This window comes from Paenibacillus solanacearum (assembly GCF_910593845.1).
In the GTDB taxonomy this organism is placed as follows: domain Bacteria; phylum Bacillota; class Bacilli; order Paenibacillales; family NBRC-103111; genus Paenibacillus_G; species Paenibacillus_G solanacearum.
Map to the genome: position 1 here is coordinate 36,437 of NZ_CAJVAS010000049.1, position 8,626 is coordinate 45,062.

The following is an 8,626-nucleotide window of genomic DNA, read 5'->3' on the forward strand; positions in this document are numbered from 1 at the left end:
TTGGAGCTTTATTTTTTGGGAACGGGAGCGGGCATGCCCTCGAAGGAACGGAACGTCACCTCGATCATGCTGAATCTGCTCGCGGAGCGGAACGTCTATTGGATGTTTGATTGCGGGGAAGGGACACAGCACCAGGTACTGAGAGCGCCTGTCAAGATCGGGAAGCTGGAGAAGCTGTTTATTACACATTTGCACGGAGATCACATTTACGGGCTGCCGGGTCTGCTCACAAGCCGGTCGTATCAGGGTGGCGACACGCCGTTTGCGATTTACGGTCCGAAGGGCATCAAAGCGTTTATCGATACGGCGCTGCAGATCAGCGACGCGCATCTGACCTACGAACTGACGGTTCATGAATTTTCGGAGCCGGCCGTACATACGCTGTTCGAGGACGATCAATTCCAAGTCATCATCGCGCCACTGGTGCATCGCGTTAACAGTTACGGTTACCGCATCGTCGAGAAGCCCGTCGCCGGCAAGCTGGATGCGATGAAGCTCAAGCAGCTCGGCATCGAATCGGGGCCGATCTACGGAAAGATTAAGCGGGGGGAAGCCGTGACGCTTGCGGACGGAACCGTGTTGTCTCCCGAGCAGTTTATCGGCCCTTCGTATGACGGTCGGGTCGTCACGATTCTTGGCGATACCCAGCCTTGCGACAACGTGCTGCTGCTTGCGGACAAGGCGGAAGTGCTGGTGCATGAAGCGACGTTTGCGGAGCAGCGCAAAGAGCTGGCCGCGAAATACGATCATTCCACGGCTATGGATGCAGCCCGCGCCGCCAAGAAAGCGGGAGCGAAGTCGCTCCTTCTCACTCATATTTCTTCACGGTATCCAGGAGAACAAGCCGAGCAGTTGGTGGCCGAAGCCAGGCAAGTTCACGCGGATACGCACTTGGCGCATGATCATTACCGGTTCGAGATTCCGGGACGCCGGAGAACATCCTAGCGCTGTGACTTCGCACGAAAAAGCCTCCTTCCCGTCGTTCGGGAAGGGGGCTCATTTTTCCGAGAGGCATCGATTTTACCGATTACTGCTGATGTTCGGACTCGTCTTGAATTTCCGAACGGGACGACTGCAAGCTTTGCTCGCGGCGTTCGTTTTTAGCTTCGATCTGCTGCTTTTCCTGCGGACTGATCTCGTCTGCATGCTCAGCCAAATATTGTTCGGCTTCTTCCATGTTTCCTATTGTGTGGTTCATGTTCTTTTGCAAATGTTCTACGTTATCCGCCCGGTTATCCGGTTTAGCCATGAGAGGATTCAGCTCCTTTGAAAATGGTCGGTGCCGCGCCGCAGCACCTAATATACGATGCCACGGCAGCGCCAATACTATGCAAGTCAATTTGGCGTTTGGCAGAAACGATCCGGCATATCCCGCTTTCGATGCGTACCGACACTGTCGTACGTGAGAACGAAGAGGAAGGGGCATGGATAGGTGACGGTTCGGCGCTGCGCAGCGGTTCGTCGAACCCCGCGCATCCAAGTTGTGACGCAAGCTTTAAGGAAGATGAGCGGCCAAACCGCACTGCCGAAGTAGAAGGAGCTGCGCGGGAATCGGATGGCAAGGATACGGTAGCTGTCGTGGAGCAGTTATGTATCGCATGATGAAGCGGGAAAGTCTACATGACTCGGAAAGGGCGTGATATGAGCGATGCTCGGTTTTGCGATTTTGCTCGGCTTTTATTTTATCGGCGTTGTGCTGCACAGCGGGCTGCATATTCCGCTTCCGGCCAATGTGATCGGACTTCTTTTGTTTACGATGTGCTTGTTTCTTCGGATCGTCAAACTGGAGTGGGTTGAGGAGGCAAGCCAATTTTTGATCAAGCATATGCTGCTGTTGTTTGCGCCGATCGTGGTCGGGACGATGGTCTTTTTCGGACTGATCGGCCAGGAAGCGCTCCCGATCCTTGTCAGCCTGTTCGCAAGCACATTCGGTGCCTTGCTGATCGCGGGATGGACGGCGAAGCTTGCGCGGGGCGGTCGGCAAACGGAGAGGAGTGAACGCAGTGACGCTCCATGAGCTGGCGAGTGAGCCGCTATTCGGCATGACTTTGACCGTCGTGGCTTACGCCGCGGCATTGGGCTTGCAGCGAAGGTGGAAGGCGCTTCATCCGCTATTCGTTTGCTCCGTCCTCATTATTATCGTGCTGCTGCTCCTGCGCGTTCCTTATGAAGCCTACCGGATCGGCGGCGAATATATTGTTTTTTTACTTGGACCGGCTACGGTGGCGCTAGGCGTGCCGCTGTATAAAAATGCGCGTCGCATCCGGCAAAATGCGTTTTCGATCTTAACGGGAATTTCCGTAGGTTCTGTTTGCGCCATCGCGTTATCTGCGGCGCTCGTATGGGCATTGGGCGGCAGCCGCGAGCTGATGGTCACGATGATGCCCAAGTCGGTCACTTCGCCGATTGCGCTCGAAATTTCCAGAGAGGCCGGCGGAATTCCGGAGCTTACGGCCGTCCTTACCGTGTTGACGGGGCTGATCGGCAGCATGTTTGGGCCACGCTTATTGCGGCTTGCGGGTGTGCGCGACGACATCTCGTTAGGCACGGCGATCGGCACGGCGGCTCATGGCATCGGCACGGCCCGCATCATTCGCGACTCCGAACTGGCCGGCAGTGTCAGCGGCTTCGCCATGGGAGCGGCGGCGATTATCACTTCGTTTTTATTTATTCCGTTATACGCCTGGCTGCAATAAATGGATGGCAATCTGCCCTATTTGGCTTTATTTTGCGAGATTTTGCGCGGACGACGCACATGCTGCGAAACAAGTTCGACCAAATGTCGAAAGTTGCCGGAACAAGGCAAAATGGAATTGACGATTCATAGGCACTTATGCTTAAATATGGTTACATATTTCATAATCCATACGCAGTTGAAGCGATGACCGGATGTTCTTAATTGGGCACTTGAACCTCCGCGAGCAAGTAGTGCAACCGACCTGACGAATGATGTAGTTGGGTCTTTTTTATTTGTCTGAACGTTCTCCGAAACGAGGGATGATGAGGAAATGGCTCCCCGCAAAAAAATAGGCGATTTATTGGTTGACGCCGGATTGCTCACGCCGGAACAGCTGGCGACGGCACTGCAGGAACAGCGGGAAACGAACATGAGACTCGGGGAATTTTTGATCAAACGCAATTATCTCACCGAGCAGCAGCTCATCGAAGTGCTGGAATTCCAGCTCGGCATCCCGCATATTCAGTTGTACCGCCAAAAGATCGATCCGAAAGTGATCAACATGATTCCGCAGCGGCTGGCGGTGCAGCATCAAGTATTGCCTGTTCGTCTCGAATCCAATAAGCTGATTCTTGCCATGGCCGACCCGCTCGATTACTTCGCGATTGACGAGCTGCGGATGAGCACCGGCTTGCGCATTGAGCCTCATATCGCGGCCAGGGACGAGCTGCAGCGCGCAATCAAACGCTATTATGGGTTGCAGGAATCGGTAGATCAGATTAGCCAAATATTGCAAAACCGGGAGCAGGAAGATGCGAAGCTTCCGGCCGAGGAAGACGATTCGCCGGTCGTCAAAACGGTCAATCAACTTATCATTCAAGCGGTGCAGATCGGCGCCAGCGACATTCACATTGACCCGCAGGAAGACAGCTTGCGGATTCGTTACCGGGTGGACGGCATGATGCGCACGGAACGGACGCTACCGCCGCATATGCAAAGCGTGATCGTGGCGCGGATCAAAATTATGGCGAATATGAACGTCGCGGAGCGTCGGCTTCCACAGGACGGCCGAGTGGAGATGGACATCGACTTCCGCAAGGTGGACATTCGCATCTCCACGCTGCCAACGATTCATGGCGAGAAAATCGTCATGCGGGTACTCGATCTCGACAACACGCTGGAGGAGCTGGAAAAGCTCGGCTTGTCCGAGCATAATCTGCCGCTGTTTCTCAAAGGTATTCGGAACCCGCACGGCGTTGTGCTAATTACCGGACCTACGGGAAGCGGGAAGACGACGACGCTCTACTCGGCGCTTTCGCGGCTTAATGAGGAGAACGTCAACATCGTTACCGTGGAGGATCCGGTCGAGTACAAGCTGCAGGGGATCAACCAGGTCCAGGTGAACATGACGACCGGACTGACCTTTGCCCGCGGACTGCGGGCGATATTGCGGCAAGATCCGAACGTCGTCATGGTCGGAGAAATCCGCGATGTGGAGACGGCGGAAATCGCGGTTCGGTCCGCCATGACCGGGCATCTGGTGCTAAGCACGCTGCATACAAACAGCGCGGTCAATGCGATTACCCGGCTGATCGATATGGGAGTGGAGCCGTTTCTTGTTTCGTCCTCGCTCAGCTGCATCGTTGCCCAGCGGCTCGTACGGAGAGTATGTCCTTACTGCATGACCGATCATCAGCCCAGCGATGATGAGCGAAGACTGCTGGGAGAGTACGGATTCCGTGAGCTCGCGATGAAGAAGGGGGCTGGCTGCGGTGAATGCGGGCGAACCGGGTTCAAAGGCCGACTAGCCATTCATGAAATCGTAGATGTCGATGACGCGCTTCGCTCGATGATATTGCAAAAGCGGTCCGATAGCGATTATCGGGCGCATGCGGTCAAGCAGGGATTTATCCCGTTACTCGTGGACGGGCTCGGCAAGGCAGCCGCCGGACACACCACGCTGTCCGAAATATTCCGTGTCACCAGTTTGACTTAACATGGAATCTACATAACCGGGGACGGAAAATATGATGGTTTTGTTAAAATAGTTCAAAAGAACTATGTAATCATATACGTTTGGCAAGTTGTATAGTATAATATTGGCAATCAAACAGGCCTATATACCTACGATTAAGAGGGGCGATGATGATGAATGTGACGGACTATATGAGGCTGGCCGTTGAGCGGAAAGCTTCCGATATTCATATCACAGCTCACTCCGCGCCGATGTTTCGCATCAACGGTCAATTAAGACCGGCCAACGGCGGCATCTTGAGTCCGGACATGACGGCGAATATGGCGAAGGAGCTTATGACGGCGGAGCAGTGGCAGTCGTTCGCGGCGAACGGCGAGCTCGATTTTGCATACGGACTGGAGAACACGTCCCGGTTTCGAATCAATGCGTTTCGTCAAAAGGGGAACGTATGTTTGACGGTCCGGCTTATTCCGGCAGCCGTGCCGCGAATTGAGGAGCTGTGTCTCCCGGAAACGGCGGAGAAGTTTGCGAAGAGGCATCAGGGGCTGCTGCTCGTCACCGGACCGACCGGCAGCGGGAAATCGACGACGCTTGCCGCCATCGTCGACTACATTAACCGGACGCGACGCAATCATATCATTACGCTGGAAGATCCGATCGAGTTTATTCACGAGCATAAGTCCTGCATCGTCAACCAGCGGGAGATCGGTGCCGATACGGCGTCCTTCTCCAGCGGACTGCGCGCCGCCCTGCGCCAAGACCCCGATGTCATTCTGGTGGGGGAGATGCGCGATCTGGAAACGATCGGCACGGCGATTACCGCTGCGGAAACGGGCCATCTCGTGCTGGGGACGCTGCATACGTCCGATGCGCCGCAAACGATTGACCGCATGATCGACGTATTCCCTTCAGAGTCGCAGCAGCAGATTCGCGTACAGCTTGCATCCGTGCTGCTCGGCGTCATCTCGCAGCGCCTTGTGCCGACCGCGGACGGTCAGAGTCGCGTGGCAGCCGCCGAGGTGCTGGTCAGCACGCCGGCCGTCGCCAACCTGATCCGCTCCGAGAAGGTGCATCAGATTCGTTCCGTGATGCAAACCGGGAAGGCGCAAGGAATGCAGACGATGGAGATGGCGCTCAGGGATCTGGTGGAGCAGCGCGTAATTACGGCGGAAGCGGCCCGGGAATCGCTCTTCGGATTTGGCGAGCTGTAGACGAATAACCTCATGACGGAGTTGAGAGCATGCCCAAATTCATCTACAAGGCGGTCGACGATTACGGACGCTTCACGAAAGGCACCCTGGAGGCTCAGACGTTCGTACACGCGCTGGAAGAATTGAAGGGTCAGGGACTTTGGGTACAGAAGCTTGCCGATCCGAGCACAAGCATTTTACATAAAGAAATAACGTTTGGCGGCCCTCGGGTCAAGACGGCGCATTTTACCGTGTTTTGCCGGCAGCTGTCCACGATGTACAAATCAGGCGTCAGCATGGTAGAAGCATTCAACATTTTGTCCCGGCAAACCGAAAGCAAGCCGTTCCAAAAAGTGCTCCGGCACATTGCCGACGAGCTGCAATCCGGGACGCAGCTGTCCGTTGCCGTCGGACATCATCCCACCGTGTTTAATTCGGTGTTTACAAGCATGGTGAGCGCCGGTGAAGCGAGCGGCACCTTGGATGAAATGCTCGAAAGGCTTGCCGTCTTTTATGAGAAAGAGCACTATACCCGCGAAAAAGTCAAGTCGGCGATGATTTATCCGATCATGATGGGGATCATGACGGTGATGGTCGTCACACTGATGATGACCTTCGTCGTTCCGCGGTACATCGCAAACTTTCAAGCGATGGGCATCCCGCTGCCGCTGCCGACGAGAATCGTGGTTCGAATCAGCGATCTGGTCCGCATGTACTGGTATCTGATTCCGCTGCTGGTGATCGTTCCTCCGGCGGCCATTCATGCCTTGAAGAAGTCGCCCGGCGGGCTGTACGCGTGGGACTACATCCGCTTGAAAATGCCCGTATTCGGCAAGCTGTCGCATAAACAATCGTTGGCCAGGTTCAGCCGCACGTTCAGCTCGCTGTTCGCAGCGTCAGTCCCGATGCTTCAGGCGATGACCATCGTGTCCTCCGTCGTCGGGAACGAAGCGATCGGCCGGGTGATCCGGCAATCGAGGGAAGGGCTGCGCGGCGGAAGCTCGGTCGCCGAGCCGTTCCAGAGCAGCCGGCTGTTTCCGCCCATGGTCGTGCAGATGATGGCGGTCGGGGAAAAGACCGGAACGCTGGACGCCATGCTCGATAAAGTCGCCGACTTTTACGAAGCGGAGGTCGATGCGATGGCGGATCGGTTAAAGGCGCTGCTCGAGCCGCTGATGATCGTCATCTTATCGGTCATTATCGGCGGGATCGTACTGGCGATCATGCTGCCGACCTTTGCGCTCATGGACGGGCTGCAAAATTAACCTTGGTAGTAATGTTCATTACTATAAATCAATTTAGAAGAGTCAGAAAGGGAGAGGTTCTATGTTGGGGAAGAAAATGAAGCTTCTGAAAAATCAAAAAGGTCTTACGCTGGTTGAGCTGTTGGCCGTTATCGTCATATTGGGGGTAATCGCGGCCATTGCCATTCCGTCGATCGGCGGAGTCATTAAGAGTTCGAAGCTGAATGCGGATACCGAATCCGAGAGCTTGCTCCGCGAAACGGCGATTCGTTATTTGACGGACATGGATCCGGATGGGAACGGGAAAAAATCCGATGGTACAACAGGTGTTACCGGACTTACATTTGCTAGTACGGGAGATTCTACGCTGAAGGTTGACTCCCTTGTTTCCGAAGGGTATTTGAGAGCGATCCCGAGAAAGCAATCGGCGGATACACCTACTAACTTTAATGAAGTTACGGTTAAGTACGAAGCAGGAAAAGGATGGGACGCAAAGAGCGTTTCAACAGCAGCAGTAACATCGCCATAATCAATAACCCCACAACAAAGGTAACTCGTAAGAGTTACCTTTGTCTCCATCCTATCCATCGAAGAGGTACTTATGGGTGACTACTGGTTGTACTTTCCATTTGTCGTTGTGCTCGGACTCTTGATCGGAAGCTTTATGAACGTTGTGGCCATTCGCATCTTGAAGCAGGAATCGGTTGTATTTCCGCCGTCGCACTGCGTCCATTGCAATCACAGCTTGAAGCCGCTGGATTTGATCCCCCTCCTCAGCTACTTGTTTCTTCGGGGCAAATGCCGTTATTGCCGTGCAGCCATCTCATGGGTGTATCCCGCCGGAGAAGCAGCTACCGCCGCTTTGTTTGCCTTGTTGTACTGGCAGTTAGGTTTGTCGCCTGAGCTGCTTACAGGCTTTTTGCTGGCTGCGATATTGACGGCGATCGTCATTACCGACCTGAAAAGTATGCTGATTCCCGATACCATCGTATTGGCCGGGATGATCTTTGCTGTCATCCTTCGACTTTGGACGCATCCGCTGCCTCTATGGGATTACGCGATTGCGTTTTTTGCAGGCTCAGGACTGCTCTGGATCATCGCGATTGCCAGCAAGGGCGGAATGGGCGGGGGCGACATCAAGCTGTTCGCCTTCCTCGGACTGGTGCTGGGCATTAAGCTTACGCTGCTGACTCTGTTTGTTGCAAGTCTTATGGGCACGTTATACGGCCTCGTGCTGTTCGCGATGCATCGTCTGCAAAAAAAACATACGGTTCCTTTCGGACCCTTCATTGCGACGGCAGCGATGCTGATGTATTTGTGGGGCGATTCGCTGATCGAATGGTATATGGAAATGATCATGGGATGATACGTGTACCGAAATATTTGGAATCGACATAAATCGTCATATTCCAACAATGCTAGAAGTGTGGTGAAAAATCAGTTTTTGGCATTGTCTTTCTGACGAGCCAGTTAAAGAAAAACATTGAAATGTGTAAAAGCCAAGCAAGTTGAAGGATACGCTGTGCCTGTGAAGTTTACA

At 54.2% G+C, this 8,626-nt stretch carries 10 protein-coding genes and 1 riboswitch; of the genes, 9 read left to right on the forward strand and 1 reads right to left on the reverse strand.

What is annotated here, in order from left to right:
• On the forward strand, window positions 1-945 hold the full coding sequence (gene rnz / locus KXG62_RS29475) for a ribonuclease Z (RefSeq protein WP_218095592.1): 945 nt from the start codon (window positions 1-3) through the stop codon (window positions 943-945).
• Window positions 946-1,027: 82 nt separating this feature from the next.
• Here rnz and tlp read toward each other — a convergent pair whose 3' ends face one another.
• Window positions 1,028-1,249, reverse strand: coding sequence for a small acid-soluble spore protein Tlp (gene tlp / locus KXG62_RS29480; RefSeq protein WP_218095593.1), 222 nt, complete (start codon window positions 1,247-1,249; stop codon window positions 1,028-1,030).
• Window positions 1,250-1,266: 17 nt separating this feature from the next.
• Between tlp and KXG62_RS29485 the strand changes: the two genes are divergently transcribed.
• The 8 genes from KXG62_RS29485 (at window position 1,267) to KXG62_RS29520 (ending at window position 8,452) form a co-directional block, all read left to right on the forward strand.
• Window positions 1,267-1,602: a hypothetical protein gene (locus tag KXG62_RS29485; protein WP_218095594.1), complete on the forward strand. Its 336-nt coding sequence runs from the start codon at window positions 1,267-1,269 to the stop codon at window positions 1,600-1,602.
• Window positions 1,603-1,648: 46 nt separating this feature from the next.
• A complete protein-coding gene (locus KXG62_RS29490; protein ID WP_218095595.1) occupies window positions 1,649-2,017 on the forward strand; it encodes a CidA/LrgA family protein in 369 nt (122 codons plus the stop codon).
• 25 nt (window positions 2,018-2,042) lie between these two features.
• Window positions 2,043-2,696, forward strand: coding sequence for an LrgB family protein (locus tag KXG62_RS29495; protein ID WP_425517390.1), 654 nt, complete (start codon window positions 2,043-2,045; stop codon window positions 2,694-2,696).
• Window positions 2,697-2,865: 169 nt separating this feature from the next.
• Window positions 2,866-2,948: riboswitch (cyclic di-GMP riboswitch) on the forward strand.
• A 60-nt stretch (window positions 2,949-3,008) separates the two neighbouring features.
• Entirely contained in the window at window positions 3,009-4,673 is a 1,665-nt protein-coding gene (locus tag KXG62_RS29500) for a GspE/PulE family protein (protein WP_218095597.1), read from the forward strand.
• Between the two features lie 146 nt (window positions 4,674-4,819).
• Window positions 4,820-5,863: a type IV pilus twitching motility protein PilT gene (locus KXG62_RS29505; protein WP_425517389.1), complete on the forward strand. Its 1,044-nt coding sequence runs from the start codon at window positions 4,820-4,822 to the stop codon at window positions 5,861-5,863.
• A gap of 29 nt (window positions 5,864-5,892) precedes the next feature.
• Window positions 5,893-7,107 (forward strand): type II secretion system F family protein, encoded by a 1,215-nt coding sequence (locus KXG62_RS29510; protein ID WP_218095598.1) that lies wholly within the window; start codon window positions 5,893-5,895, stop codon window positions 7,105-7,107.
• Between the two features lie 61 nt (window positions 7,108-7,168).
• Entirely contained in the window at window positions 7,169-7,615 is a 447-nt protein-coding gene (locus tag KXG62_RS34260) for a prepilin-type N-terminal cleavage/methylation domain-containing protein (protein WP_246627704.1), read from the forward strand.
• Window positions 7,616-7,687: 72 nt separating this feature from the next.
• A complete protein-coding gene (locus tag KXG62_RS29520) occupies window positions 7,688-8,452 on the forward strand; it encodes a prepilin peptidase (RefSeq protein WP_218095599.1) in 765 nt (254 codons plus the stop codon).
• Window positions 8,453-8,626 lie beyond the last annotated feature (174 nt).